The sequence below is a fragment of the Streptomyces sp. NPDC056628 genome, assembly GCF_042792555.1.
Classification (GTDB): domain Bacteria; phylum Actinomycetota; class Actinomycetes; order Streptomycetales; family Streptomycetaceae; genus Streptomyces.
The window spans coordinates 173,406-199,531 of record NZ_JBHTWG010000006.1 but is presented as its reverse complement, the minus strand read 5'-3'; the positions used below and the strand labels follow the sequence as shown (position 1 = coordinate 199,531).

Annotated in this window: 21 protein-coding genes and 1 pseudogene; 5 read left to right on the top strand and 17 right to left on the bottom strand. The window is 69.3% G+C overall.

Annotation, left to right across the window (positions count from 1 at the left end; translation table 11 throughout):
- Positions 1–69 precede the first annotated feature (69 nt).
- The 11 genes from ACFRAC_RS11500 to ACFRAC_RS11450 form a co-directional block, all read right to left on the bottom strand.
- On the bottom strand, positions 70–477 hold the full coding sequence (locus ACFRAC_RS11500) for a cytidine deaminase (protein ID WP_382923559.1): 408 nt from the start codon (positions 475–477) through the stop codon (positions 70–72).
- Positions 474–1,748, bottom strand: coding sequence for an ABC transporter permease (locus ACFRAC_RS11495; RefSeq protein WP_382923557.1), 1,275 nt, complete (start codon positions 1,746–1,748; stop codon positions 474–476). Before ACFRAC_RS11495 ends, ACFRAC_RS11500 begins: the two co-directional genes overlap by 4 nt.
- Positions 1,745–2,869: an ABC transporter permease gene (locus ACFRAC_RS11490; protein ID WP_382923555.1), complete on the bottom strand. Its 1,125-nt coding sequence runs from the start codon at positions 2,867–2,869 to the stop codon at positions 1,745–1,747. The genes ACFRAC_RS11495 and ACFRAC_RS11490 overlap by 4 nt, the downstream gene beginning before the upstream one ends.
- Positions 2,869–4,446 (bottom strand): ABC transporter ATP-binding protein, encoded by a 1,578-nt coding sequence (locus ACFRAC_RS11485; protein ID WP_382923738.1) that lies wholly within the window; start codon positions 4,444–4,446, stop codon positions 2,869–2,871. The genes ACFRAC_RS11490 and ACFRAC_RS11485 overlap by 1 nt, the downstream gene beginning before the upstream one ends.
- A gap of 211 nt (positions 4,447–4,657) precedes the next feature.
- The gene (locus ACFRAC_RS11480) at positions 4,658–5,710 is read right to left on the bottom strand and encodes a BMP family protein (RefSeq protein WP_382923553.1); all 1,053 of its coding nucleotides are present in this window, start codon (positions 5,708–5,710) and stop codon (positions 4,658–4,660) included.
- Positions 5,711–6,026: 316 nt separating this feature from the next.
- Positions 6,027–7,070 (bottom strand): BMP family protein, encoded by a 1,044-nt coding sequence (locus ACFRAC_RS11475; protein ID WP_382923551.1) that lies wholly within the window; start codon positions 7,068–7,070, stop codon positions 6,027–6,029.
- A gap of 305 nt (positions 7,071–7,375) precedes the next feature.
- Positions 7,376–8,596: a M20 family metallopeptidase gene (locus ACFRAC_RS11470; RefSeq protein WP_382923549.1), complete on the bottom strand. Its 1,221-nt coding sequence runs from the start codon at positions 8,594–8,596 to the stop codon at positions 7,376–7,378.
- Between the two features lie 507 nt (positions 8,597–9,103).
- On the bottom strand, positions 9,104–10,168 hold the full coding sequence (locus tag ACFRAC_RS11465) for a hypothetical protein (protein ID WP_382923547.1): 1,065 nt from the start codon (positions 10,166–10,168) through the stop codon (positions 9,104–9,106).
- A 37-nt stretch (positions 10,169–10,205) separates the two neighbouring features.
- Positions 10,206–11,144, bottom strand: a complete 939-nt coding sequence (locus tag ACFRAC_RS11460) for an N-acetylneuraminate synthase family protein (protein ID WP_382923545.1) — start codon at positions 11,142–11,144, stop codon at positions 10,206–10,208.
- A 13-nt stretch (positions 11,145–11,157) separates the two neighbouring features.
- On the bottom strand, positions 11,158–12,390 hold the full coding sequence (locus ACFRAC_RS11455) for a cytidylyltransferase domain-containing protein (protein WP_382923543.1): 1,233 nt from the start codon (positions 12,388–12,390) through the stop codon (positions 11,158–11,160).
- 23 nt (positions 12,391–12,413) lie between these two features.
- Positions 12,414–13,727, bottom strand: a complete 1,314-nt coding sequence (locus ACFRAC_RS11450; protein WP_382923541.1) for a DUF6716 putative glycosyltransferase — start codon at positions 13,725–13,727, stop codon at positions 12,414–12,416.
- Positions 13,728–13,925: 198 nt separating this feature from the next.
- Between ACFRAC_RS11450 and ACFRAC_RS11445 the strand changes: the two genes are divergently transcribed.
- Genes ACFRAC_RS11445 through ACFRAC_RS11435 form a run of 3 tightly spaced genes read left to right on the top strand, consistent with a single transcriptional unit; the run spans position 13,926 to position 17,367 of the window.
- Complete coding sequence (locus ACFRAC_RS11445) at positions 13,926–14,903, top strand: glycosyltransferase family 2 protein (RefSeq protein ID WP_382923539.1); 978 nt, start codon at positions 13,926–13,928, stop codon at positions 14,901–14,903.
- Entirely contained in the window at positions 14,900–16,243 is a 1,344-nt protein-coding gene (locus ACFRAC_RS11440) for a polysialyltransferase family glycosyltransferase (RefSeq protein ID WP_382923537.1), read from the top strand. The genes ACFRAC_RS11445 and ACFRAC_RS11440 overlap by 4 nt, the downstream gene beginning before the upstream one ends.
- Complete coding sequence (locus ACFRAC_RS11435; RefSeq protein ID WP_382923535.1) at positions 16,240–17,367, top strand: acyltransferase family protein; 1,128 nt, start codon at positions 16,240–16,242, stop codon at positions 17,365–17,367. The genes ACFRAC_RS11440 and ACFRAC_RS11435 overlap by 4 nt, the downstream gene beginning before the upstream one ends.
- A gap of 137 nt (positions 17,368–17,504) precedes the next feature.
- Here ACFRAC_RS11435 and ACFRAC_RS11430 read toward each other — a convergent pair.
- Positions 17,505–17,741 (bottom strand): annotated as a pseudogene (locus ACFRAC_RS11430) (LysE family transporter); the annotation flags it as partial.
- A gap of 28 nt (positions 17,742–17,769) precedes the next feature.
- Between ACFRAC_RS11430 and ACFRAC_RS11425 the strand changes: the two are divergent.
- Complete coding sequence (locus ACFRAC_RS11425) at positions 17,770–19,386, top strand: recombinase family protein (RefSeq protein ID WP_382923533.1); 1,617 nt, start codon at positions 17,770–17,772, stop codon at positions 19,384–19,386.
- 1,007 nt (positions 19,387–20,393) lie between these two features.
- On the opposite strand, the gene ACFRAC_RS11420 is transcribed toward ACFRAC_RS11425, so the two are convergent.
- The 5 genes from ACFRAC_RS11420 to ACFRAC_RS11400 form a co-directional block, all read right to left on the bottom strand.
- A complete protein-coding gene (locus ACFRAC_RS11420) occupies positions 20,394–20,813 on the bottom strand; it encodes a hypothetical protein (RefSeq protein ID WP_382923531.1) in 420 nt (139 codons plus the stop codon).
- Positions 20,814–21,380: 567 nt separating this feature from the next.
- Positions 21,381–21,803 (bottom strand): hypothetical protein, encoded by a 423-nt coding sequence (locus ACFRAC_RS11415; RefSeq protein ID WP_382923529.1) that lies wholly within the window; start codon positions 21,801–21,803, stop codon positions 21,381–21,383.
- 206 nt (positions 21,804–22,009) lie between these two features.
- Complete coding sequence (locus ACFRAC_RS11410; protein ID WP_382923527.1) at positions 22,010–22,210, bottom strand: hypothetical protein; 201 nt, start codon at positions 22,208–22,210, stop codon at positions 22,010–22,012.
- A 428-nt stretch (positions 22,211–22,638) separates the two neighbouring features.
- Complete coding sequence (gene leuE / locus ACFRAC_RS11405) at positions 22,639–23,283, bottom strand: leucine efflux protein LeuE (RefSeq protein ID WP_382923525.1); 645 nt, start codon at positions 23,281–23,283, stop codon at positions 22,639–22,641.
- A gap of 78 nt (positions 23,284–23,361) precedes the next feature.
- The gene (locus ACFRAC_RS11400; RefSeq protein WP_382923523.1) at positions 23,362–24,942 is read right to left on the bottom strand and encodes a methylmalonyl-CoA mutase; all 1,581 of its coding nucleotides are present in this window, start codon (positions 24,940–24,942) and stop codon (positions 23,362–23,364) included.
- 170 nt (positions 24,943–25,112) lie between these two features.
- Between ACFRAC_RS11400 and ACFRAC_RS11395 the strand changes: the two genes are divergently transcribed.
- Entirely contained in the window at positions 25,113–25,988 is an 876-nt protein-coding gene (locus ACFRAC_RS11395) for a L,D-transpeptidase family protein (protein WP_382923521.1), read from the top strand.
- The last annotated feature ends 138 nt before the right edge of the window (positions 25,989–26,126 follow it).

Genomic DNA, 26,126 nt, shown 5'->3' with positions numbered 1-26,126 from the left:
CCGAAGGTTCCAGAAGAGACACGGCCCCTCCGGACGGTCGCGTGAGCGACGCAGAGGGGCCGCAGGGGGTTACTTGCCGAGGTGGTCCGGGCCGAACGCCTGGGGCAGCATCTCCGACAGCGGCAGGATGCCGGCCGGGGTGTCGAGCAGCAGGTCGGGGCCGCCGAACTCGTAGAGCAGCTGGCGGCAGCGGCCGCAGGGCACCAGCGGCCGGCCCTCGCCGTCGACGCACGCGAAGTGCGTGAGCCGGCCGCCGCCGGTGTTCTGCAGCTGCGAGACCAGTCCGCACTCGGCGCACAGACCGAGCCCGTACGAGGCGTTCTCGACGTTGCAGCCGGTGACCGTACGGCCGTCGTCGACCAGGGCCGCGACGCCGACCGGGTAGCCGGAGTAGGGGGCGTAGGCGCGGGACATGGCGTCCCGCGCGGCCGCCCGCAGCGTCTCCCAGTCGACGTCGGGGGCGCCGGCCGGGCTCACTTGCCCTGTCCCTTGCGGTACGGCAGGCCGTCCGCCTTCGGCATCCGCAGGCGCTGCGCGGACAGCGTGAGGACGACGAGGGTGACGACGTACGGCGTGGCGGAGACGACCTGGTTGGGCACCTCGTTGGTGGTGGCGTACCAGGTGTACACCAGGGCGCCGACCACCGCGGTGATCATGGACGGGACGTACTTCTTGCGGATCACCAGCCAGATGGCGCCGATGATCAGCAGGAGGGCGCCGAGCAGCAGCAGGGCGTGGACGTTGGTGGAGCCGCCGCGCAGGTTGAGGCTGTCGGTGTAGCCGAACAGCCCGGCGCCGAGGGCGAGTCCGCCCGGCATCCAGTTGCCGAAGATCATGGCGGCGAGGCCGATGTAACCGCGGCCGCTGACCTGGCCCTCCAGATAGAAGGGGTTGGCCACGATGGAGAGGAAGACGCCACCGAGACCGGCCAGACCGCCGGAGATGATCACGGCGATGTACTTGTACTTGTAGACGTTGACGCCGAGGGACTCGGCGGCGACGGGGTTCTCACCGCAGGAGCGCAGCCGCAGACCGAAGGCGGTGCGCCACAGGATGTACCAGGTACCGGGGACCAGCGCGACGGCGATCAGGGTCAGCCAGGAGACGTTGGTGACCAGTCCGCCGAGCAGGCCGGCGATGTCGGAGATGAAGAACCAGCCGTGGTTGTTCAGGTCCTTGAGCCCGTCCGACAGGCCGGGCACCGTGAAGTGGCCGAGGGAGTCGACCGCCGGGGACTGCTTGGCGGAGCCGCCCGGGTGGCCCTCGAAGGCGAGGGGCGCGAGATAGCGGGTGATGCCGAGGGCCAGGATGTTGATCGCCACACCGGAGACGATGTGGTTGACCCGGAAGGTGACGGTGGCGATGGCGTGCAGGATGCCGCCGATGCAGCCGCCGAGGATGCCGACGACGACACCGGTCCAGGGGCCCCACTGGAAGCCCGCCCAGGCGCCGAACCAGGTGCCGAGGATCATCATGCCCTCGAGACCGATGTTGACGACGCCGGCCCGCTCGGCCCACAGACCGCCGAGACCGGCGAGGCCGATCGGCACGGCGAGCTGGAGGGCGGTGGACATCTGGCTGACGTTGGTGATGCCGTCGGCGCCGGTGACGAGGCGGACGATCGAGGTCAGTGCCAGGGCTCCGGCGATGACCAGCAGCAGCACCGGCCAGGACAGACGGCGGCCGGTCGGCGCCGCGGGCTGCAGCGAGGGCTGGTTGACATCAACCGCTGAGGTCGGGGCAGTCATCGGCCAGCCACCTCCTTCGTGGTGTTGTTGTCGGCGCCGAGGACGTGACCGGCTGCCAGTTCGGCGCCGACCCGGCGCTGCTGGCGGCGCAGGCCCCACTCACGGACGGCCTCGTAGGAGACGACGACCGAGAGCACGATCAGGCCCTGCATGATGACCGCGATCTCCTTGTCGTAGCCGTGGAAGTCCAGCTCGGGGGACGCCTTGTCGAGCCAGGCCCACAGCAGGGCGGCGAACGCGATGCCGACGGGGCTGTTGCGGCCGAGCAGCGCGATGCCGATGCCGAGGAAGCCGATGCCGGTGGGGAAGTTCAGGCTGTACGTGTGGGTGTCGCCGAGCAGGATCGGCAGGCCGGCGAGGCCCGCGATGCCGCCGGAGAGCAGCATGGCGGTCAGCACCATGCGCTTGGGGTCGACGCCGCTGGCCGCGGCGGCCGTCTCCGAGGCGCCGGAGGCGCGCAGGTCGAAGCCGAAGCGGGTGCGGTTGAGGACGACCCAGTAGCCGACGCCGAGCAGCACGGCGAGGAAGACCAGGCCGTAGATCTCGCCGGCGTCGCCGACGGGGATGCCGGGGACCCAGCCGGACTTGTGCATCTCGCCGGTGGTGTTGTTGTTGCCGACCTTGACGCCGAAGACGTTCGGCAGCCACAGGTAGGCGATCACGGAGGTCGCGATCGCGTTGAGCATGATCGTCGCGACGACCTCGCTGACGCCGCGGGTGACCTTCAGGACACCGGCGATACCGGACCAGAAGGCGCCGGTGAGGACGGCGGTGAGAAGCAGCAGCGGCACCTGGAGGCCGGCCGGCAGGCTGGCGTGGGCGCCGACGACGGCGGCCATCATGGCGGCGAGCTGGTACTGGCCGTCGACACCGATGTTGAACAGGTTCATCCGGAAGCCGATGGCCACCGCGAGGGCCGCGATGTAGTAGAGCGTCGCCTGGTTGATGATCAGCACCTGGATGTCCGAGAAGCCGAGCTGCTCGAACATCAGGGCGTACGGCTCGACCGGGCTCTTGCCCGAGGCGATCAGGACGATCGCGGTGAGCACGAAGGCCACGGCGAGCGCGATGACCGGTCCGGCCACCGCGAGGAGCACGCGCTCCTTGTCGAACTTCTTCATCAGCGTGCCTCGTCTTCGCCGGACTCGGGAGACTTGCTCAGGTTCGGAGTCCCGGGGGTCGTGTCGTCGTCCTCGAGGTGCCCGGTGGCGGCACCCGTCATCGCCGAGCCCAGTTGCTCCGGGGTGATGGCGGCCGGGTCGGCGTCCGCGACCAGCCTGCCGTTGTAGATCACGCGGAGGGTGTCGGACAGGCCGATCAGCTCGTCAAGGTCGGCGGAGATCAGCAGCACCGCCAGGCCCTCGCGGCGGGCCTCGCGGATGTGGTCCCAGATCGCGGCCTGCGCGCCGACGTCGACACCGCGGGTGGGGTGCGCGGCGATCAGGAAGCGCGGCTTGTGGCTCATCTCGCGGCCGACGATCAGCTTCTGCTGGTTGCCGCCGGACAGCGAGGCGGCGGTGACGTCGATGCCGGGGGTGCGGACGTCGTACGCCTCGACGATGCGGCGCGTGTCCTGCTGCGCGGCCTTCAGGTTCAGCCAGACGCCCTTGGCGAGGGGTTCCTCGGTGACGTGCCCGAGGATGCGGTTCTCCCAGAGGGGGGCCTCCAGGAGCAGGCCGTGGCGGTGCCGGTCCTCGGGGATGTAGCCGATGCCCTGCTCGCGGCGCTTGCGGGTCGCCCAGCCGGTGATCTCCTCGTCGGCGAGGGTGATCGTGCCGGAGTCGGCGTGCTTGAGGCCGATGAGGGCGTCGACCAGTTCGGTCTGGCCGTTGCCCTCGACGCCGGCGATGCCCAGGACCTCGCCCGCGTGGATGGTGAAGGTGATGTCGTCCAGCAGCGCCTTGCCGCCGGCGGTCTCCAGGCGGAGCTTGTCGACGGTGACGACCGCGCGGTCGGTGACCGTGGACTCGGCGGTCTCCGGCGTGGGCAGCTCGCTGCCGACCATCATCTCGGCGAGCTGCTTCGGCGTGGTCTCGGCGGGGACGGCCGTGCCGACGGTGGTGCCGCGGCGGATGACGGTGATCTCGTCGGCGACGGAGAGCACCTCGCCCAGCTTGTGGGAGATGAAGATGACCGACAGGCCCTCGGACTTCAGCTCGCGCAGGTTCTCGAAGAGGGCGTCGACCTCCTGCGGCACGAGGACAGCGGTCGGCTCGTCGAGGATCAGGATGCGGGCGCCGCGGTAGAGGACCTTGAGGATCTCCACGCGCTGGCGGGCGGCGACGCCGAGCTCCTCGACGAGGCGGTCGGGCTCCACGCCCAGGCCGTAGCGCTCCGAGATCTCCTTGATCTTGCGGCGTGCCTTGGCGCCGATTCCGTACAGCTTCTCGCTGCCCAGCACCACGTTCTCGAGGACGGTGAGGTTGTCCGCGAGCATGAAGTGCTGGTGGACCATGCCGATGCCGCGCGCGATGGCGTCGGCCGGGGACGAGAAGGTGACCTGCTCACCGTCGATCGCGATGGTGCCCTCGTCCGGCTTCTGCATGCCGTAGAGGATCTTCATCAACGTCGACTTGCCGGCGCCGTTCTCGCCGACGAGGGCGTGCACGGTGCCCTTGCGGACGGTGAGGTGGATGTCGTGGTTGGCCACGACGCCCGGGAAACGCTTGGTGATCCCGGCGAGCTCGACGGCGGTCACCTGACCGTTGACCGCCGCGCCGGCCGGAGGGCTGCTGGACGCGTTGATGGCGCACACTCCTGGGGACGGGGGTCGTCTACGCGCGTAGCGCCCCTATGGCCTGAGAAGGGACCGGCGTACCGCGACAACGGGGTACGGGGAGCGAGCCTCCCCGTACCCCGTCGAGCGGACACAACCCCTGGGGTTACCGCTGCTCAGGGTCTGGCTTCACTCAGCTGGTCTTGACCGTGATCTCGCCGCTGACGATCTTCTCCTTGGCCGTCTTGAGGGCTTCCTGGAGCTCGGCGTCGTCCGCGAACTTCGGGTTGGAGTTCGACAGGCTCACCTCACCCGACTTCAGATCGCCACGAACGATACCGGTCTCGGGCTTGCCGTCCTCGACCGACTTCGCAAGGTTGTACACGGCCTTGGCGACGTCCTTCATCGCCGAGGTCAGGATCGAGTCCTTGTACTTGGCGAGCGCTTCCTGGCTGTACTGGTCCGAGTCGACGCCGATGGCCCACACCTTGTTGGCGGCGGCGGCCTCGATGACACCCTGACCGGACAGACCGGCGGCGGCGTAGACGACGTCCGCCTTCTTCTCGATCTGACCCTCGGCGGCCGACTTGCCCTTGTCGGGGCTGGAGAAGCCGCCCTCCTCCGCGGTCTGCGTGAGGTACTGGGTCAGGACCTTGGCCTTGGGGTTGGTGTCCTTGACGCCCTGCTCGAAGCCGGCCTGGAACTTGTGGATCAGCGGGATGTCCACGCCGCCCACGAAGCCGACCGTGTTCGTCTTGGTGGACTTGGCGGCGGCGACACCGGCCAGGTAGGACGCCTGCTCCTCGGAGAAGACGAGGCCGGCGACGTTCTTCGCTTCGACGGTGGAGTCGTCGACGATGCCGAAGGTGGTGTCGGGGAACTTCTCGGCGGCACCCTTGACGGCGGCGGCGTAGGCGTAGCCGACACCGATCACCGGGTTGTAGCCCTGCTTGGCCAGCGAGGCGAGGCGCTGCTCCTTGTCCGCGTCCGTCTCACCGTCGGTGGGCTCGAGGTCGGCGGTCTTGTAATCGAACTCCTTCGCCGCCTTCTGCAGGCCGGCGTAGGCGGCGTCGTTGAAGGACTGGTCGCCCTTGCCGCCGACGTCGTAGGCGATGGCGAGACCCTTGTCCCCGCCCTTCGAGTCCTCCGAGGAGGCCTTGGTGGAGGTGCCGCCGCAGGCGGAGAGAGCGAGGGCCAGAGAGGCGGTCGCTGCGCCTGCGACCGTGATCCGGGAAATCCGGCGCATGTCGTGAGACTCCTGTCGTACCAGCGCCGGGGGGGTACAGCCGTGGGACAGCTTGCAGCAACGGCGCTTGCTTCCGCCGCAGAGTAACGCGCGTAGACCTGCCAGGAAACCCCTTCTGTCCACCTTGTTATAGGCCCGTGGCCAATCGCACGCCCGGGGCGGGCCGAGGGCCGTTCACGGCGGCCGGAGGGTGGCCGTGGGTGACCGGCACGTCACTCGGACGGTCGGCGGCGGGGCCGGGAACGGCGAGCGGGCGGGCACCCGTCGGATGCCCGCCCGCTGAACCGTCGTACGACGCTCCGCCGTACGGCCGCTGCTACTCCGTCTTGACCTTGATGGTGCCGTCGATGATGCCTTCCTTGGCCTTGTTCACGGCCTCGGTCAGGCCCGGGATCTTCGCGAACTCCGGGTTGGAGTCGGCGAGGCCCACGCCGTTGACCTTGAGGTCGAAGGTCTGCGTGCCGGTCAGCGGCTTGCCGTCGTGGACGGACTTGGCCAGCGTGAACACGGCGCCGCCGACGTCCTTCAGGGCGGAGGTCAGGATGGCGCTCTTGTACTTGGCGAGAGCCGCCTGCTTGTACTGGTCGGAGTCGACACCGATCGCCCAGACCTTGGCCTTCGCGGCGGCCTCGATCACGCCCTGGCCGGAGAGGCCGGCGGCGGCGTACTCGACGTCCGAGCCCTTCTCGATCTGGCCCTCGGCGGCGGCCTTGCCCTTGTCGGGGCTGGAGAAGCCACCCTCCTCGGCGGTCTGCGTCAGGTACTGCGACAGGACCTTGACCTTGGGGTTGGTGTCCTGGACGCCCTGCTTGTAACCGGCCTCGAACTTGTGGATCAGCGGGACGTCGACACCGCCGACGAAGCCGACCGTGTTCGTCTTCGTGGCCTTGGCCGCGGCGACGCCGGCCAGGTAGGAGGCCTCCTGCTCGGCGAAGACGAGGGAGGCGACGTTCTTGCCCTCGACCACGGAGTCGACGATGCCGAAGGTGGTCTTCGGGTACTTCTTGGCCACGGCCTCCATCGCGGGACCGTAGGCGAAGCCGACGCCGATCACCGGGTTGTAGCCCTGCTTGGCCAGCGACGACAGCCGCTGCTCCTTGTCGGCGTCCGTCTCGCCCTCGGTGGGCTCGATGTCGGCGGTCTTGTAATCGAACTCCTTCGCCGCCTTCTGCAGGCCGGCGTAGGCGGCGTCGTTGAAGGACTGGTCGCCCTTGCCGCCGATGTCGTAGGCGATGGCGAGACCCTTGTCGCTGCCGCCGTCGCCGCCGCTCTCGCTGCTGGTACCACCGCACGCCGTGGCGGCGAGCGCGATCGACGCGACCCCCACCGCGACACTGGTCAGTTTGGATGTCCGACGCATCGTGAAGTCCCCATTCTCCAAGCCCCGCAGTGGGTGCTGGGTTCGGCGCACATTAACGCGCGTAGACACTCCTGGGAACGGGGTTTCGCCTGCCGTTATCCATTCGTGCCGATGGCCGGTTACGTCCTTGTGAACCACCGGACCGAAAGGCACACATGGGGCGACGGCGCCCACGGAGCCCTCCACGCGACAGCACTCCGGACCGCCCGCCACGGCCCAGACTCCCCCCGCCCCCGAGCGGTCGCAAGCGGCGCGGGCGCGAGACGGGTGGCGGGGCGTCCGGGGCCGGCCGGCGGGCGTCGCGGTCAGCGGCCGGCGTCGAGCAGGGCCGCCGCCGTGAACAGCTCCACGCCGACCGTGATGGCCGACTCGTCGACGTCGAAGTCGCCCTGGTGCAGGTCACGGCCGATCCGGTCGCCCGGGTGGCGGACGCCGAGACGGGCCATGGCGCCGGGGACGTGCTCCAGATACCAGGAGAAGTCCTCGCCGCCGAGGCTCTGCTCGGTGGACTCGACGGAGTCGGCGCCGCGACGGGCGGTCATCGCCTCGCGCAACAGCTCGGTGGAGTCGGCGTCGTTGACGACCGGCGGGACGCCCCGCACGTAGTTGATCTCCGACTTCGCGCGATGCAGGTTGGCGACCTCGTCGATCGCGGCGACGACCAGGTCGGGCGCCTGCCGCCAGGTGTCGAGGTCCAGGCAGCGCACGGTTCCGGCCACCTCGGCGTGCTGCGGGATGACGTTGGGCGCGTGCCCGGACTCGACGCGGCCCCAGGTCACCGACAGTCCGCTGCGGGCGTCGACGCGCCGGGCGACGATCGCGGGCACGTCGGTCACCACCCGGGCGACGGCGGTGACGAGGTCGGTCGTCAGATGCGGGCGGGCGGTGTGGCCGCCGGGCCCGGCCAGGGCGATCTCGAGGCGGTCGCAGGCGGAGGTGATGGGGCCCTCGCGCAGTCCGATCCGGCCCGCGTCCACCTTCGGGTCGCAGTGCAGGGCCAGGAACCGGCCCACCCCTTCGAGCACCCCGTTCGCGATGGCCTCGACGGCGCCGCCGGGGAGGACCTCCTCGGCGGGCTGGAAGAGCAGGCGCACCGGCCGGGGCAGCTGCCCGCGCCGCTCCAGCTCGGCCAGGACGAGCCCGGCGCCGAGCACCACGGTGGTGTGCACGTCGTGGCCGCAGGCGTGCGCGCGGTCGGGCACCGTGGAGCGGTACGGGCACTCACTCTTCGTGTCCGGGATGGGCAGCGCGTCGATGTCGCCGCGCAGCGCGAGCATGGGGCGTCCGCCGTCCCACTCGCCGATGTCGCAGACGAGGCCGGTGCCGCTCGCGAGGACGCGGGGCTCCAGGCCGGCCTTCTCCAGGCGGGCCTTGATCGCGGCGGTCGTTCGGAACTCTTGATTGCCGAGCTCAGGGTGCATGTGGAGGTCGCGCCGGAACTCGATGAGCTCGGCGCGCAGCGCTTCCGGCACGGTGCCGGGCAGGGCTGATTCTCCGGTTTGGTCGGCCTCGGACTCTGCGGACATCAGTTGGTTCACCCTCTGAAGGGTAGGACGCCGAGACGGCCGACTGACCCTCGATCAACAAAAGTTCAACCCGTTCGGGGAAGAAAATCTGGTCGTCCGACGCGTAGGTATTGATTCAGGTGGGTAAACTCGCGCGCTTCTCACCGAGCCGACCTGGGGAGCCGACGGGCGTCGCGACGACGCGGGTTGCCCATACTCCACGGATACCACGCCCGGGACAGAACCGTCGGGCGTGTTCACCTGTCGGGATCGGACGCACCCCCGAAAGCGCCGGCCAGGATCGCGCGGGGCGCACGGCGGAGGAGGGAGTCGATGCGGCGCGTCGGCGACCGGCGACAACGCCGCGAGGCGCGGTGCCGGACGCCGGGAGCCGGCAGGAGCGGCGGGACAGGCGGTCGCCGCCAGGCCGGCGGGGGCCTGTCGCGGCTGACGGCGCGGACGCCGCGGGAGCCCACGGGCGGGGAGAAGCGCCTCCTCGCCGTCCTCCTCGCCGAGAGGCCGCCGCGCTCACACCGAGCTGACCGCCGGCAGCCGGTGCACGTCCCGCGCGGTGCCGGTGACCCCCGAGAGGAAGCCCTGGGCCCGCGGTGACGCGTGCGCCGTCAGCCACGCCGGGTCGATGTCACACACCGCGACCTGGACCCCGGTGCCGGCCAGGGCGAGCGGCAGGGTGTGCACGACGGTCGACGGGAAGCTCAGGACCGTGCGCCCGATGGGCCCGCGCCGGGCGATCAGCTCCAGGGGGAGGTCCGGCCGGACGACCTCCAGGCCCGTCCCGACCGCGAGCCGGTGCAGTTTCTCCGCGCTCTCGCGGCGGTGGGCGAAGTAGCGGGTGGCGCCGTGCGCCGCGGCCAGGGCCCGGACGGCGTCCAGGTACCGGTCGCCGTCCACGACCCCGGTCTCGACCAGGGACGTGCCGACCAGGTCGGCGCCCTTGGTGAGGCGGGGCGGACCGAAGCGGTCACGGGTCCAGGCGAAGGCGTTCGCCGTGACCGTCACCCCGGGCGGTGTCTCCTCCACCGGCATGGCCGAGAAGACCTCGACCGTCCGCCGGGCGCCCGGGGTGAGGCGCCTGCGGGCGACCGCCGACACCGGCGCGAACACCAGGTCGCGGGGGCCGGGGCGGCCGCCCTTGCGGTGCCAGCGCACCAGGCGGTCGCCGCGGGCGAGCTGCGCCACGAACTCCATGGTCGCGGTGCCGTCGTCGACGACGACGAGGTCCCGGGCGCCGGTGATCGTCAGCAGGAGCTGCACGTATCGGGAGAAGGGGTCGCCGAGGACGATCCGCCCGGCGCCGCGCAGCAGGGCCGCGAGCCCGCCGATGGTGCGGAAGGGGGCCGCGGGGCCGCCGCGGGCCTCCTCCCAGCGGACCCCGTGCCCCTCCTGGCGGGCCAGCTCGGCCATCCGGCGGAGCTGGCCACGCGTCATGGGGTCGGTCGGGGACAGCACGACGAGGGTGAGCTCCGCACCGGACGCGCGGGCATGGGCCCACTCCAGAACGTTCAGGAGCTGCACCGGGCTCTCGACGAACGCGAGGGTGGAGTGGCCGGCGTTCCCGGCGCGGCGGCTCATCGGCGTACGACCGTCCCCTGCCTCGTGGTGTCCGGGCTCAGACCGTGACCGGCTCGCCGGCCGCGGCGGCGATCTCCGCCTCGGCGACCACGCCGGAGACACGGCGGAGCTTCTTCATCGGGCCGAGCTCGGAGTCGTAGACCTTCTTCACGCCGTCGCCGAGGGACGCCTCGATGGTGCGGATGTCACGGACGAGGCGGGTCAGGCCCTGCGGCTCGACGGAGGCGGCCTGGTCGGACCCCCACATCGCGCGGTCCAGGGTGATGTGGCGCTCGACGAAGACGGCGCCGAGGGCGACGGCGGCCAGCGTGGTCTGCAGCCCCGTCTCGTGGCCGGAGTAGCCGATCGGGACGTTCGGGTACTCCTTCTCCAGCGCGTTGATCACGCGGAGGTTCAGCTCCTCGGCCTTGGCCGGGTAGGTCGAGGTGGCGTGGCACATCAGGATGTTGTCGGAGCCGAGGACCTCGACGGCGTGCCGGATCTGGCGCGGGGTGGACATGCCGGTGGAGAGGATGACCGTACGGCCCGTCGCGCGCAGCTCGCGCAGCAGTTCGTCGTCGGTCAGCGAGGCGGAGGCCACCTTGTGGGCGGGCAGGTCGAACTTCTCCAGGAAGGCGACGGCCTCGGTGTCCCACGGGGAGGCGAACCAGTCGATCCCCTTCTCCTGGCAGTACGCGTCGATCTGCCGGTACTCGTCCTCGCCGAACTCCACGCGGTGGCGGTAGTCGATGTAGGTCATCCGGCCCCAGGGGGTGTCGCGTTCGATGTCCCACTGGTCGCGCGGGGTGCAGATCTCCGGGGTGCGCTTCTGGAACTTGACGGCGTCGCAGCCGGCTTCGGCGGCCACGTCGATGAGCTTGAAGGCGTTCTCCAGCTCGCCGTTGTGGTTGATGCCGATCTCGCCGCAGATGTAGACGGGGCGGCCGGGGCCGACCTCGCGCGAACCGAACGTGCGCAGGCGGGAGTTGGTGCTCATGGCAGAGATGTCCTTACTGGGTGAGGGAGTCGAGGGAGGGGCCGAGGATCCAGCCGGCGATCTCCCGGATGGCGCCGTCGCCACCGGGGACGGTGGTGACCGCGCGTGCGGCGCCGCGGACGATGTCGTGGGCGCTCGCGACCGCCACGGGCCAGCCCACCAGGGCGAAGCACGGGAGGTCGTTGACGTCGTTGCCGACGTAGAGCACGCGCTCCGGCGCGATGCCCTGCTCCTCGCACCACTGCTTGAGTGCGAGGTCCTTGCGGTCGATGCCGTGCAGCACGGGAATCCGCAGCTTGCGGGCGCGGGCGGCGACGACCGGGTTCTGCTCCGTGGAGAGGATCAGCATCTTCAGGCCGCTCTTGCGCAGGGCGGCGATGCCGAGTCCGTCGCCGCGGTGCACGGAGACGAACTCCTTTCCGTCGGCGTCGATCAGCACCCGGTCGTCGGTCTGGGTGCCGTCGAAGTCCAGGACGACCGCGTCGATGTCGCCGGCGGCCGGGAGGGCGCCGAGCGCCCGGTCCGCGTCGAGCAGCGGCGCCAGCGCGCGGGCGCGGGCCAGGTCGTGCGGGTCGTCGATCTCCAGCACCCGGGCGGGGTCGGTGCGCACGAGGTCGGTGCGGCCGAAGAAGCGGTGCCGGTGGGCGCGGAAGCCGGCCGCGTCCATGGCGTAGGCGGCGCCGGTCTCCAGGAAGTCCTGGGGGCGGTCCTGGCGGCGCGGGCGGTGGGACTTGTCGTGGTTGACACCGTCGCCGCCCTCGGTGGGCTCGCCGCTCTCGCGCCAGACGAAGCCGTGGAAGGGAGCCACGGTGACGGCGGTGTCGGCGCCGTTCTCGGCGACCGCGGCGGCGACCTTCTCGATGTCGTCGCGGACGAGGAACGGGCTGGTGCACTGCACGAGCAGGACCACGTCGACGGGGGCGCCGTGCAGCGCCTCATGGGTGTCGAGGGCGTGCAGGACCGCCGCCTCGGAGGTGGCGGTGTCCCCGGCGATGGCGCCGGGCCGCAGCACGACCTCGGCGCCGGCCTCCCGGGCGGCGGCGGCGATGGCCTGGTCGTCGGTGGAGACGACGACGTCGGTCACCAGCCGGCTCGCCCGGCACTCGCGTACCGCGCGGGCCACCAGCGGGACTCCGCCCACCGGGGCGAGGTTCTTCGCCGGCACGCCCTTGGAGCCGCCGCGTGCGGGAATCACCGCGAGCACCCGGCGGGTCGAAGCGCCGTGGCCCGCTGCCGGGTCGGACATGGGTTCTCCTTGTCGATGGGGGGTCACAGCTCGCCCATCCGCCGGATCACGGGGGCGACGCGCTGGACGCCGTGCCGGTAGGCGCCGCGTGCGGCCCGGCGCACGATCTGCCGGACGGGGCCGGGCGCGTCGTCCGCGGCCGGTGCTCCGGGCAGCGGCGCGCCGTCGGGGCCGAGATGGTGGCGGGCGAGGACGCCGGGCAGGTAGCCGGGCGCGGTCTCGGCGGTGTACCAGGGCGCGAGCGGTGGCAGCCCGCCCGGCCGGTCCAGCAGGCGGGCGACGCGTTCGCGGGCGCGGTCGAACGCGGTGGCGTAGGTTCCGCCGGCGGCCACGCCCTGCCGGGCCACCCAGTCCTCGTCCGGCTCCGGCAGGTACCCGGCGTCGAGCTGGTCCCAGGAGGCGAGGCAGCCGGAGCCGATGAAGTGGTGGTTGCCGAGGGCCTCGCGCACCCCGAGGTCGGTGAGGACGGCCGTCGGGACACGGCGGTGCAGGGCTTCCAGGGCGGCGGTGGAGCTGACCGTGACGAGCAGGTCGGTGCGGTCCAGCACCTCCCCCATGTGCCCGTACACCAGGCGGAGGTTGGGCGGCAGGTCCTGGCCCCGGACCAGTTTCTGGTACGGCAGTTCCTCGATGTGGGTGGTGTGTTCGCCGGGCCTGGAGCGCAGTTTGAGCAGCACCTCGCGCTCGGGGTGCTCGCGGGCGTGCCCGATGAGGCGGTTCAGCAGGTAGGTGCGGTCTCGGCGGTTGTCCGGCACGGAGGGCTGGGCCGCGAACACCACGGTGCGGGGCTCGTGTTCGCCGGCGTGCGGGTCACCGCCGAGGAAGGGCAGTGCCACCTCGGTCACCGCCGAGGCGTCGGCGCCGACCCCCTCGTACACCGCGCGGAAACGCTCGGCGTCCTGCCGTGAGTTGGCGAGGACGAGGTCCGCGCCGTGCCGCAGCAGCAGGCCGTCGGCGAGCTTCTCGTAGACGACGCCGACGTAGCCGGTGACCACGACGGGGCGCCCGGGACGGTCCGCCCACACCCCCCGCAGGCCGTGCAGCATGGCCTGCACCCCGCCGCCGACCAGCGCGAGGACGACCACGTCGTACTGCTCCCGCGCCATGACGCGCAGGAACTCGGCCGCGGTCACCTCGCGCAGGGAGTCGGCGTGGGCGCCGGTCTCCTGGAGCTGACGGGCCGTGGGCGTGGCCCGGCCGCGCAGAAGGTAGCCGTCCAGGCGGACGTCCTCGTCCTCGGGGGCGATGCGGTGCGCGGTGAGCGCGCCCCATTTCCACCGGGTGTCGGAATCCGCGAGCACGGCCGTTCGCCGGGTCTTCGTCGTACTTGCTGGCACGCCGAAGACGCTAGGAATGCATTCGAAGCACCCGCCCAACCCGAACACAACAAACGGTTAACAGCACACCGACGAACGGCGAATCAGGTCGGGTGAGGCCCGTGAAAAAGCCCGGTTCACGGCTTCGCCACACGTCGTTCACCTGAATTCAAGGAAGGCGTCAAGACGAATGCCGGGCCGCGCCCTACCGTCTTTTCCGTGGTCAAGCTCTCCGTCATCGTGCCGTTCTTCAATGTGCGGCAATACGCGCCCGACACCCTCCGGAGCCTTCGTGCGAACGCGCGCGACGACTTCGAGTTCATCCTCGTCGACGACTGCTCGCGCGACGGGACCCCGGAGATCCTCGCGCGCGCCGAGCGCGAACTGCCGGGCGCCGTCCTCGTGCGGCACGAGAGGAACGGAGGACTGGCGACCGCGCGCAACACCGGGATCGACCGGGCGCGCGGCGAGTACCTGACGTTCCTGGACGGCGACGACTGGCTCGCGCCGGGCTACTACGCCCGACTGGTCGCCGCGATCGAGGAGCTGGGCTGCGACTTCGTGCGCACGGACCACGTCCAGTGCACGGCGCGGGCCCGCAGTGTGCACCGGGTGCCGCACGGCCGCCGCGGGGTCGTGCTGCGGCCGCGGGACGCGATCCTGCCGGCCGACCGTTCCACGTCCGTCGACTACGCGTACGCCTGGGCGGGGATCTACCACCGCCGGCTGGTCGAGCGGGGGCTGCTGCACTTCACCGACGGGCTGCGCACCGCGGAGGACCGCCCGTGGATCTGGCGGCTGCACCGGGAGGCGGATTCCTTCGCGGCGGTCGGCCTGCTCGGTGTCTTCTACCGGCGCGGGGTCGCCTCTTCCTTGACGCAGATCGGGGACGTACGGCAATTGGATTTCATCCGCGCATTCGACCAGGTCGTCGCGGAAACCGCCGAGGACCCCGCGGCGGACGCGTTGCTGCCGAAAGCCGTGCGCACGTATTGCGCCATCATTTCCCATCACCTGGGTTCCATCGAGAGGTTCGAACCCGCGGTGGCGAGAAAACTCAAAGCCATGAGTGCCGCGGCGCTGCGGCGGATGCCGCAGGCCGTGCTGGAGGAGGCACTGGACTCGATGGACGTGCAGCGGGCCACCCGGCTGCGGCGGCTGCGCCGCCGTCCCGCCGTCGCGGGGGCCGCCGCGTGACGACCCAGATCTTCCAGGCGTCCACGCTGTACGGCGCCGCCACCCTGGCCGCCGCCCTGGACGCCGGCTGCTTCGGCCCCGCGGACCGGCGGATCCTGCTGGTCTGCAACAACGCGGCGACCCCGGAGACCACACCGGGCCTGGAGACCCTGCCGGGATTCGGGCGGCTGCGGGACCGCTTCGACGACGTGCTGTCGTACAACGAGACGTTCTTCCCGTTCCACCCCGGCGGCTGGGCTCCCCGGCCGGACGACCTGCCGCTGTGGGAGCGGTTCGTGCGCCACGAGTGGCGCCTGGGCGACGACGACGTGGCGCTGGCGGTCGAGTCGATCCAGGTCAACCCGTCGCTGGCGCTCGCCCAGATCTTCACCGGCGCCCCGGTCACGGTCTACGCCGACGGCCTGATGAGCTACGGCCCGACCCGCAACAAGATCGATCCGCTGGTCGGCACCCGGGTGGACCGGGTGCTGCACGTCGACCTGGTGCCGGGCCTCGCGCCGCTGCTGCTCACCGAGTTCGGCGTGCCGGCGGAGATCGTGCCCACCCCGGCCCTGACCAAGGTGCTGGCCGACCTCGCGGACGGGGAGGAGGGCCTGCCGGACGTCGAGGAGCCCGCGCTGCTGCTCGGCCAGTACCTGTCCGCGCTCGGCATCCTCTCCCCCGAGGAGGAGGACGCCCTGCATCTGCGGATGCTGAGGGGCGTGGTGGCGCTCGGTCACGAGCGGGTGGTGTTCAAGCCGCACCCCTCGGCGCCCGCGCGGTTCACCCGCAGCCTGGAGGAGGAGGCCGGTCGGCTCGGCGCCGACCTCGTCGTCTGCGACACGCCGGTCCTCGCCGAGGTGCTGTTCCAGCGGACACGTCCGGCGCTGGTGGCCGGCTGCTTCTCCACCGCGCTGCTCACAGCGTCCGCGCTGTACGGCCTGCCCGTGGCCCGGGTGGGCACGGACCTGCTGCTGGAGCGGCTGACGCCGTACGAGAACAGCAACCGGGTGCCCGTCACGATCGTGGACGCGCTGCTGCCCGCGCTGGAGGACCGGGCGGCGGTCGACGAGCGGCGCCCGGGCCTGGACGTCGAGGCGCTGGGCGCGCTGGTGCGCGCGGTCGGTTTCGCGATGCAGCCCAAGATCCTGCCGGGCCTGCGCGCGGAGACGGAACACTTTCTGACGCTCCATCTGGGCAGCCCCATGCTGCGCTACTTCAAGCGCAGGCGGCTGACCTCGCTCGGGCTGCCGGGCGGGCTGCCCGGGCAACTGGCCTTCATCCCCCGCAATGCCACGGTCCGCCGGGTCGCCCGCCGCGCGCGGGACATACGCCGGTCGGCCCGCAGGGGCACCTCGTGATCGACGCACCCACCACGGCGGGCATCCCGGTCCGCCCCGCCGCCCCCGCCCGCCCCCGGCAGACCCGGCTGCGCGCCCTGGACGGGCTGCGCCTGGTCGCCGCGCTGATGGTGGCGGCGTACCACTACGGGGGGCGGGACGGCGAGGTCACCGAGGCGTGGGGCACCTCCCCGAGCCTGCAGTTCCCCACGCTCCACGGCTGGTTCGCGTACGGCTGCCTGGGCGTGCAGGTGTTCTTCGTGATCAGCGGGTTCGTGATCTGCATGAGCGGCTGGGGCCGCACCCTGACGTCGTTCTTCGCGTCCCGCGCCGCCCGGCTGCTGCCCGCCTACTGGGCCGCGGTCGTCCTGGTGACGGCCGTGTTCGCGCTGCCCGTCGTCGCGTACCGCGCGGTGTCGCCCAGCGACGCGCTGCTGAACCTGACGATGCTCCAGCAGCCGCTGGGCGCCGACCGGGTGCTGGGGGTGTGCTGGACGCTGTGGGCGGAGATCCGCTTCTACGCGCTGTTCGCGCTGTGCGTCGTGCTGCCCGGCGCGACCCGGCGGCGGATCATCCTGTTCTGCGCGGCCTGGACGCTCGCCGCCGCCCTCGCGCAGGGGGCGGGGGAACCGTTCCTCGACCTCGTGCTGATGCCCGAGTACGCCCCCTTCTTCGTCGGCGGCGTCGGCCTGTACCTGGTGCACCGCGACCGCCGGGACGCCTACGCGTGGGGCATCGTGGCCGTGAGCTGGCTCATCGGCCAGCACTACGCGGTGGCCCGGCTGTGGCACGCGCCGGACGTCGACGCCTTCTCCTACCGCAGCTCCCTCGGCATCGTCCTGGTCGTCACCTGCGGCTATCTGGCCGTCACCGCGATCGCGCTGGGATGGCTCGCCCGGGCCGACTGGCGCTGGCTGACGGTCGCCGGTGCGCTGACGTACCCGTTCTACCTCGTCCACGAGCATCTGGGCTGGGTCGTCATCCGGGCCCTGCACCAGGGACTCGGCCTGCCCTCCTCCGTCACGGCCCTGCTCACGGTGGCCGCGATGCTGCTGCTGGCCCGGCTGCTCAACTGCTACGTCGAGGAGTGGGCGACCCCGCTGCTGCGCCGCACGCTGTCCGGGCGGGCCTCCCGCCCGGGGTGAGCGCCGCTCGGCGGATCCCGTAGCGGGCCTGCCCCTCCTCGAAGCACCGGTCGTAGTCGGCGAAGCCCTCCGCGCCCGCCCGCGCCGAGAGCGGGTGGTCAGCGGAGTACGCGGAGGAGCTGCGGCTCGTCCGACCCCTACGCGCTCGCCAGCGACAGCTTCACCGCGAACCCCAGGAACAGCGCACCCGCCGCCGAGGTCGCCCCGGCCGACAGACGCCTGCGGCGGCGGAAGACGGCGGCCAGCCTGGTGCCGCTGAAGATCAGGGCGCTCAGGTAGAGGACGCTGGCCAGCTGCGCGAAGGTGCCGAGCACCACGAAGGAGACGGCCGGGTGGGCGTAGGTCGGGTCGACGAACTGCCGCAGAACGTTCCAAAATCCAACTGCCTGTTAGCCTCCGGCCATGACGACCAGGACCAGACCCAGACGCCAAGCGACCAGAGCCAAGGCAGCCGTAGAGGTCGAGACCAAGTGGACGGCCGAAGAGCTGGCCGAGCTGGCCGAGCTGGAAGCCGCCACGGCCCTCCTGCCCGAGGACGCTCCCCGTGCACTGCTGTCGGTCCGCCTGTCGGTCCTCACAGAGGGCACCACCTCACCGGCGCGACAGGAACTGGACCTCAGGCGGCACGCCGCACGTGAAGGAATCCGAATCGCCGGAGTAGCCCGAGACCTCAACACTTCAGCAATGAAGGAGTCGCCGTTCGAGCGCAAGGAACTTGGCGACTGGCTCAAAAACCGGATTCCAGAGTTTGACCTGATCCTCTTCTGGAAGCTTGACCGGTTCATTCGCCGCATCACCGACCTTCACGAAGCAATCACGTGGTGTCAGAGGTACGACAAGAACCTTGTTTCTCTGAATGACACTCTGAATCTCGATTCCCCTATGGCACAGGCGATGGTCACCTTCATCGCTGCCGTGGCCGAGATCGAAGCGGCCAACACCAAAGTCCGTGTTACGTCCCTGTGGGAGCACACCAAGGCCAGCGATGAGTGGAGAGTCGGAAAGCCCCCCTACGGGTATTACGTCGACAAGGTGGACGGGAGGAACAGACTCGTTCAGTACCCAGACGAGGCAAAGGTGCTCAGGTACATGTACCGAGCTGCTATCCGAGGAGTCCCGGCAAACCGGATTGCACTGGTCCTCAACAGGGCCAAGGTTCCGACCTACAGCAATAGAACATGGAACAACCAGCAAGTACTTCGGAACCTTCGGAACCCAGCCATCAAGGGCGTACGCACCGAAGGCGGAACCAAATCTGCTGGATACCGCTCTAAGCCCGTTCTGGACAAGAACGGCAAAGAGATCATGGTCACCGACGAACCCATCCTCACAGCTGAAGAGTTCGACAAGGTTGGTGAAGCTCTCGACACCCGGAAGAGGAACAAGAGACATCACGAGAAGAACCGAAACCCCACCCGATTCCTGGGTGTCATGAAGCACCGCGACTGCGGTAACAACATTAACGAGACCAATAATTACAAAAAGCTCACTTCTGGCGAGGACAAGGAATACCGCTACCTCAGGTGCCCCAAATGCCGAAAGCCCGGATTCGTAATCCCCCAGCCTGAGCAGATGTATAGCTGGATCGCTAGCGAAGTGATCCAATCCATCGGAGAACATGACGTGGTCTACCGAGAATACTCCAAAGGGGAAGAAAACCGTAAGGAGCGGAAGCGCATCCAAGATTCCATCGCCTACTACATGACCGGCCTGGAACCTGGAGGCCGGTATGACAGAGAGGGTTTCGTTAAGGAGCGAGCTCAGGAAACTCTCGATAATCTCATTACCGAGCTGGACAAGATTGACCCGGATTCGACTAAGGACAGATGGATTTACGTTCGATCTGGACAGACCTACGTCGAACACTGGCAAAGCGGCGGAGTGGAGGCCATGGAAAACGATCTCCTGCGAGCTGGAATCACATTCGACATCTGGAAGGAGGACGGAGAAGTACTGACGGACATGAAAATCCCTGAAGACTTGCTTGACCGCCTCGTACAGACCACAGATATCGACTAGGCCGACTAGCCCATAGCATCAGAATGAGCCCCGGCTTTCGAGCCGGGGCCTTTCTCATGTCCGCACACAAATCAAGAAGGCCGGAATGTGGACACCAGGCCCCCGAAAGCGCCTCTCGCCCAGTAATACCAAGGTCACGTGATTATGGTCACATCCCAAAATGAGCCCTCTTTCATGACTTTCAAATCCACGAAGACCCGTACAAGACCTTGGTCCTGATGACGTCCCGATCAGCGTAATGCGTGGGCCCGGACTCCCCGCTACCCCTGGGCACCCACTTACACAGGCGCTGCGAGAAATCCACAACCAATGTTCTGCGCTCGATCAATGAGAGAAACGAGCAATCGCTAACGCTGCTGCAAGCGTCTCCGTGTCTCGATCTCAGTGCGCTTGACCCAGACCACTTGGCTTGGATTGCTCGGCTGTCAGACGACAACTCGTCAGCGCTGTCGACAGAAGACCTGAGCGGAGCCACCTGGAATCCAGAGCACTAGTACGACACAGGGGCCCTACGGGCGGCCAACAGAGCGCCGGGGGCTGGTTCGGTATCGGGGAGGATCTGAGATGACGGCAGGAGGAGACACAGAGGGCCGGGGGGTCTTTGCCGACAGGGCACTACCCCAGACACACCAAAGGGGCCGACCCGAGAGCCGGCCCCCAGGGGTCTTACCGACTAATCGTCCGGGCTATTCGATTGAGCTTGAAGAGAGACCCCTCCCCCCAGGTACCCCCTGGCACAGATAATCCTCGTACTGGCGCGGACTCAGAATCTCACGCAACCAATCCTCATACCTTTGCTTTCGCTGCGCCCTCATGCCTTTACAATCAAGTGAATCGCCGTGTGCGCACTCGCCATCTACGGTGACATCAAGCAGGGTCCTGTTTCCCTCATTGTCAACTTCGAACGTCCTGACACCAATCAACCCTCTGCTACGCATAGAACACCCCTTCTCGGCCTGCTTCCGCCAGACCATTTCACTATCCAGCCTGAGCTATTCGATCGTCCTCTATCCGATGAATCCCCTCTTTATCGCTTCCTTCAAATCTTTCTCAATCGAAATAGAGTCACACGGAAGAAAGAAAGACATCTTCTCGATCGCTGATGCTGCAACAGCATTATTCATCGCGACATAAGCAGTCACTAGGGCTTTCAGATAGATATCATCCGCCGCCCCCATCCCCTCTTCCCGAAGGGCTCGCACTACCCGCAAGGCATCAAGAGCCACATTCATCGCTCTATCCAGCTCTAGCGGGTCCGGGTGCTGGAGAAGGTCCAGATTCCGGAGCAGGGCGCTCGTGATGCCGTACTCGGCGGCTCTCGGCTCCTCCGTCGTGATGTGCAGCTCTGAGGGGAACCGGCTGGCCTTCGTCCAGACGGCGCACACCGTCCAGTCACCGAACCGATGGGTTGTCTCTGTGGTCTCCATGCCGCTGACCGTACCCCCCTGGCATGACGCACGGCCCTCGAATACTCAAAATTACCCTCCCCCTACTTACTTAGTTAGTTAGGCAGGGGCCACCTAAATAAGTCCGAGACCCAGATCACACCACCATACCTGTAACACCAAAGCCGTGCAGAGCGATGTACCTAGTGATGGACCGATCGCCTATCCATCAGGAATCAAAAGCTGCTGATGCTTTAGCCTGCCATAAAACAGGTTGCCAGCTCAGCCATAACTAAACGCACACATCCCACATCGAGGGGTCTGGCTTTGATCCGGGCCTCTTTCTTTATGCCCAAAGGAGCCCCTATGACTACCGCTATATCCAAGTGCAACAGGCCGTTCTGCCCCTGCGCCAATCCCGTGATCGATACACCTTGCCCCGAGAGGCCACGGGAGGCCTTTTTCACGCTTGAGCCTGCCCCTCCGAAGGAATCGCCTACCGGTCTGCAGTGGGCAAGCGCAACCGGGCAGGGAATCTCGTCTCCATTTTCTTGGCGCCCTTCGGGACCTTGATCTTGACAAACTGTCACATGATCGGCCGGACAGGTCTTAGTTGGCGGTGTGCGGGCCCGCCTTGCCCGTGAACGGGAAGAGCGGATAGCCTTCCACGCATTGACCCTCGGGTGGGTGATAAGGCCAGCCCATCCCAAACCGGTACAGGAGGGTCAGTGTGATGGCCACTCCGAGCAGGGCGAGCCACATGATGGCCCGCCCGCCGGGAAGAGGCCACCGTCGCAGTGCGAGTTGGGTCAGAAGCAGCAACAGGGCCATGCAAAGCCACACGACGGGCGTCATCATCTGCAGCCCTGTGTTGTTGCTGAAGTTGTTCCCGAGCGGGCAGTCCGCCCACGATCGAACAGTCCACACTGTGCCGCCATACACGCCGACGGCAGAAAGAGCGGGAGCCAGCAAATACCAGCTGCAACCCGGCGCAGAGGTGATCGCCCCGTCCTGCCCCCGCGAAACGTGCATCCCATAGCCTCCACTGAACGACTGCGGCGCCGACTACCAAGCGAGCTGGCCGGCCGACTCCCAACACGGCGACCGAGCTACTTCACCCACGCTGACCAAAGAAACGATCAGTCGGTTCCCGCTTGAGTCACCGTTTCGTGATCGGCCGGACAAGTCCTAGTCGCGAGGCTTCCCGCGTGAAGCCCTGGAATCGCGTTGCCCACTGCTCACCAGCCAGGAACACGAACAGCCTCCCTCAAGACGGCTTCCGGGATCTCTGTGAGCCCTTCCCCCTCTGGCGGCTGGGACGCTTGGGACACGTCGCCCTGGACGACGAACGAACCTGAAGCGGTGCGATAGACGTTGGCGCAGTCGTCCTGACCGCACTCCCCGTTGCCGGTCGGCCGTTGCAGCTCCCCGCGTGCCAAGTGACCCCCTTTGGCTGGCACCTGTTGGGGCCGACGTCATGACGCTACGAGGGTTCACGACGGTCGCCAATGCGGCCTCGCGGGATTCGCGTAATCGGGTATCTCTGTGTCCGACCGTTGGGCGGAAGGCTCCCACCCGGAGTCAGGTTGGGACCTCTGCACGCACTACAGAGCATCAACTCATCGCAAGCTAAAGCTAGTTGGTGCGTCGCACGGCGCGGATGACGGGCGGCTTCCTCCGTCGCGACTGGGCAACCTCGGCCGCATTCTCAGCCAGCGAGGCAAGAGGGGTCCTGGGGGTGTCTGGCTTCGGTCGGCGTTGTCTTGGCGCTGCGCCCACACCCAAGCCCTGGAGAGCCTCCTCCTGCTCCTCGAGGGTCAGGCGGGCAAACCGCTCAGCAGCCTTCTGGAGGTCCATAGCCAGCCCCCTACACGCTTGCCAGGGAGAGCTTCACCGCGAACCCGAGGAACAGCGCCCCAGCGGCCGAGGTGGCCCCCGCGCTGAGCGTCCTCCGACGACGGAACGCAGCAGCTAGACGAGACCCGCCGAAGATGAGCGCAGACAGGTACAACACGCTTGCCACCTGGGCGAGTACGCCTAGAGTCACGAACCCCACGACCGGGTTGGACTCTGACACGAACTGCACGAAGAAGGCGACGAAGAACAGGATCGCCTTCGGGTTGACCAGGCTGACGACCAGGGCGCGGCGGAAGGGCCGCTCCTCGCCGGCCGGGGCCTCGCCGGTGGCCGCGGCGACCGTCTCCCGGCGGGAGCGCCACATGCCCCAGGCGGCCCGCAGCATGCCGATCGCCAGCCAGGTCAGATAGCCGGCGCCGGCGTACTTCACGATCGAGAACAGCACGGCGTTCGCCTGGAACAGCGAGGCGACCCCCGCGGCCGACAGGGTCATCAGCACGGCGTCCCCGCACCAGACGCCGGCCGCGGCGGTGTACCCGGCGCGGACGCCGCGCCGGGCGGCCACCGAGAGGACGTAGAGCGAGTTGGGACCGGGCAGCAGGATGATGAGGACCAGACCTGCCAGATAGGTGGGGAGATCGATGACGCCGAACATGGACAGAAGTGTCACACGCGTCCCGGCCCGTGCACCCGGTGTTCCGCAGGGTGGGACACCGCGGTCCGCCGGCTGTGCTCAGAAGGTGCCGGACGGCTCGTACCGGCCCCACACCTCGCGCAGGGTGCCGCAGACCTCGCCGACCGTGGCGCGGGCCCGCAGCGCCTCCTTCATCGGGTACAGCACGTTGTCGTCGCCGGTCGCCGCCTTCCTCAGCGCGGCCAGCGCCGACTCCACCGCCCGCCCGTCCCGTTCCGCGCGCAGCCGGGCGAGCCGCTCCGCCTGCCGCGCCTCGATGGCGGGGTCGACCCGCAGCGGCTCGTACGGCTCCTCCTCGTCGAGCCGGAAGCGGTTGACGCCGACCACGACCCGCTCCCCGGAGTCGGTCTCCTGGGCGATCCGGTAGGCGTTCCGCTCGATCTCGCCCTTCTGGAAGCCGCGCTCGATGGCCGCGACGGCACCGCCGAGGTCCTCGACCCGGCGCATCAGGTCCCGCGTCGCCTCCTCCACGTCGTCCGTCATCCGCTCCACGGCGTAGGACCCGGCGAAGGGGTCGACGGTCGCGGTCACGTCCGTCTCGTACGCGAGCACCTGCTGGGTGCGCAGGGCGAGCCGGGCCGACCGGTCCGTCGGCAGGGCGATCGCCTCGTCGTAGGAGTTGGTGTGCAGCGACTGGGTGCCGCCGAGCACCGCGGCGAGGCCCTGCACCGCCACCCGGACCAGGTTCACCTCGGGCTGCTGGGCCGTCAGCTGCACGCCGGCCGTCTGCGTGTGGAACCGCAGCATCTGGGACTTCGGGTTCCGCGCGCCGAACTCGTCCCGCATGACCCGGGCCCAGATCCGGCGGGCGGCGCGGAACTTGGCGACCTCCTCCAGGAACGTCGTCCGGGCCACGAAGAAGAACGACAGCCGGGGCGCGAAGTCGTCCACGTCCATGCCCGCGGCGACCGCCGTACGGACGTACTCGATGCCGTCGGCGAGGGTGAAGGCGATCTCCTGGACGGGACTCGCCCCCGCCTCGGCCATGTGGTACCCGGAGATGGAGATCGTGTTCCAGCGCGGGATCTCGGCCCGGCAGTACCGGAAGATGTCCGCCGTCAGCCGCAGCGAGGGCTTCGGCGGGAAGATGTAGGTGCCGCGCGCGATGTACTCCTTCAGCACGTCGTTCTGGATCGTGCCGGTGAGCCGGTCCGCGGACACGCCCTGCTCCTCGGCGACGAGCTGGTACAGGAGCAGCAGCAGGGCCGCCGGCGCGTTGATGGTCATCGACGTCGACACCTGGTCCAGCGGGATGCCGTCGAACAGCACCCGCATGTCGTCGATCGAGTCGACGGCCACGCCGACCTTGCCGACCTCGCCGTGCGCGAGGGGCGCGTCGGAGTCGTGGCCCATCTGGGTGGGCAGGTCGAAGGCGACCGACAGGCCGGTGGTGCCGTGCGCGATGAGCTGCCGGTAGCGGGCGTTGGACTCCGTGGCCGTGCCGAACCCCGCGTACTGGCGCATCGTCCAGGGCCGGCCGGTGTACATCGTCGGGTAGACGCCGCGGGTGAAGGGGTGGGCGCCCGGCTCGCCCAGTTGCACGGCCGGGTCCCAGCCCCGCAGCGCGTCCGGCCCGTAGACCGGCTCGACGGGCAGTCCTGACTCCGACTCACGCGCCATGGTGGGTGCCTCTCGCGTCGCTGGGGTGTCGGGCGCCGGCACGGCCCGCCGGTCGCCGTGACTCCTGTGTTCCACCATGCCGCCTGGTTCGCCACCGGTCACGCGCGGGGAACATGTCGAGTGACATCCGGACGGCCCGGGGTGGCCACGATGAGACGACGGGGGCCTGGATGCGTACCAGGGGCATGGGGCGCGGGACACGGAGCGGGCGCGGCGCGCGGGCCGGCGGCCTGCGCGCACCGACGGCCGTGCTGGCCTGCGGCGCGACGCTCGCGGTGCTCGCCGGCTGCACGGTCGAGGGACCGGACGGGGAACGGCACTCACCGGTGCGCATAGAGCTCCCCGGCGGCACCCCGTCGCCGAAGTCCGCGCCGCCCGACGGCAAGCCGGGCGCCCCGGCGGGCCCGGCCGCGCCCGCCGTCCTGTGGGGGCCCGGCGACGAGGGCCGTGACGTGCGGGAGCTCCAGGCGCGGCTGCGTCAGGTCGCCTGGCTCTTCGACGGGCCGACCGGCGTCTACGACGACCTCACCGAGCGGGCGGTCCGGGGCTTCCAGGGAAAACGGGGGCTGCCGAAGACCGGCCGGACGGACCGGGTCACCTGGGAGCGGCTGCTGAGGATGACGCGGGAACCCGGCATCTGGGACCTGTATCTGATGGGCGGGCAGCCGGCCGACCCGCCGGACGCGCGGTGCCTGACCGGGCGGGTGCTGTGCATCAGCAAGAAGAGCCGGACACTGCGCTGGATGGTGGACGGTCGTACGGAGCTGACGGTGCCGGTGCGGTTCGGCTCGGAGTACACCCCGACCCGGGAAGGCGTGTTCCGCGTCTACTGGAAGTCACGCCACCACGTGTCGACGCTGTACGACTCCCCCATGCCGTACGCGATGTTCTTCAGCGGCGGCCAGGCGGTGCACTACTCGGCGGACTTCGCGGCCCGGGGTTACGCGGGCGCCTCGCACGGATGTGTGAACGTGGCGGACGAGCCGGCGATCCGGGAGATGTTCGCGCGGGTGCGGACCGGTGACAAGGTCGTCGTCCACCGGTGAGGCGAGGAGTGTGGGGCGCGGGCGGGACCGGGGGAACGTGTCCCGCCCCCCCCCATGACCAGGCCCCGGGTAGGGGGGGAACCCCGCACTGGGGGAGGGGCCAATACCACGCGGCGACACCAGTAAAACACCGGGGGC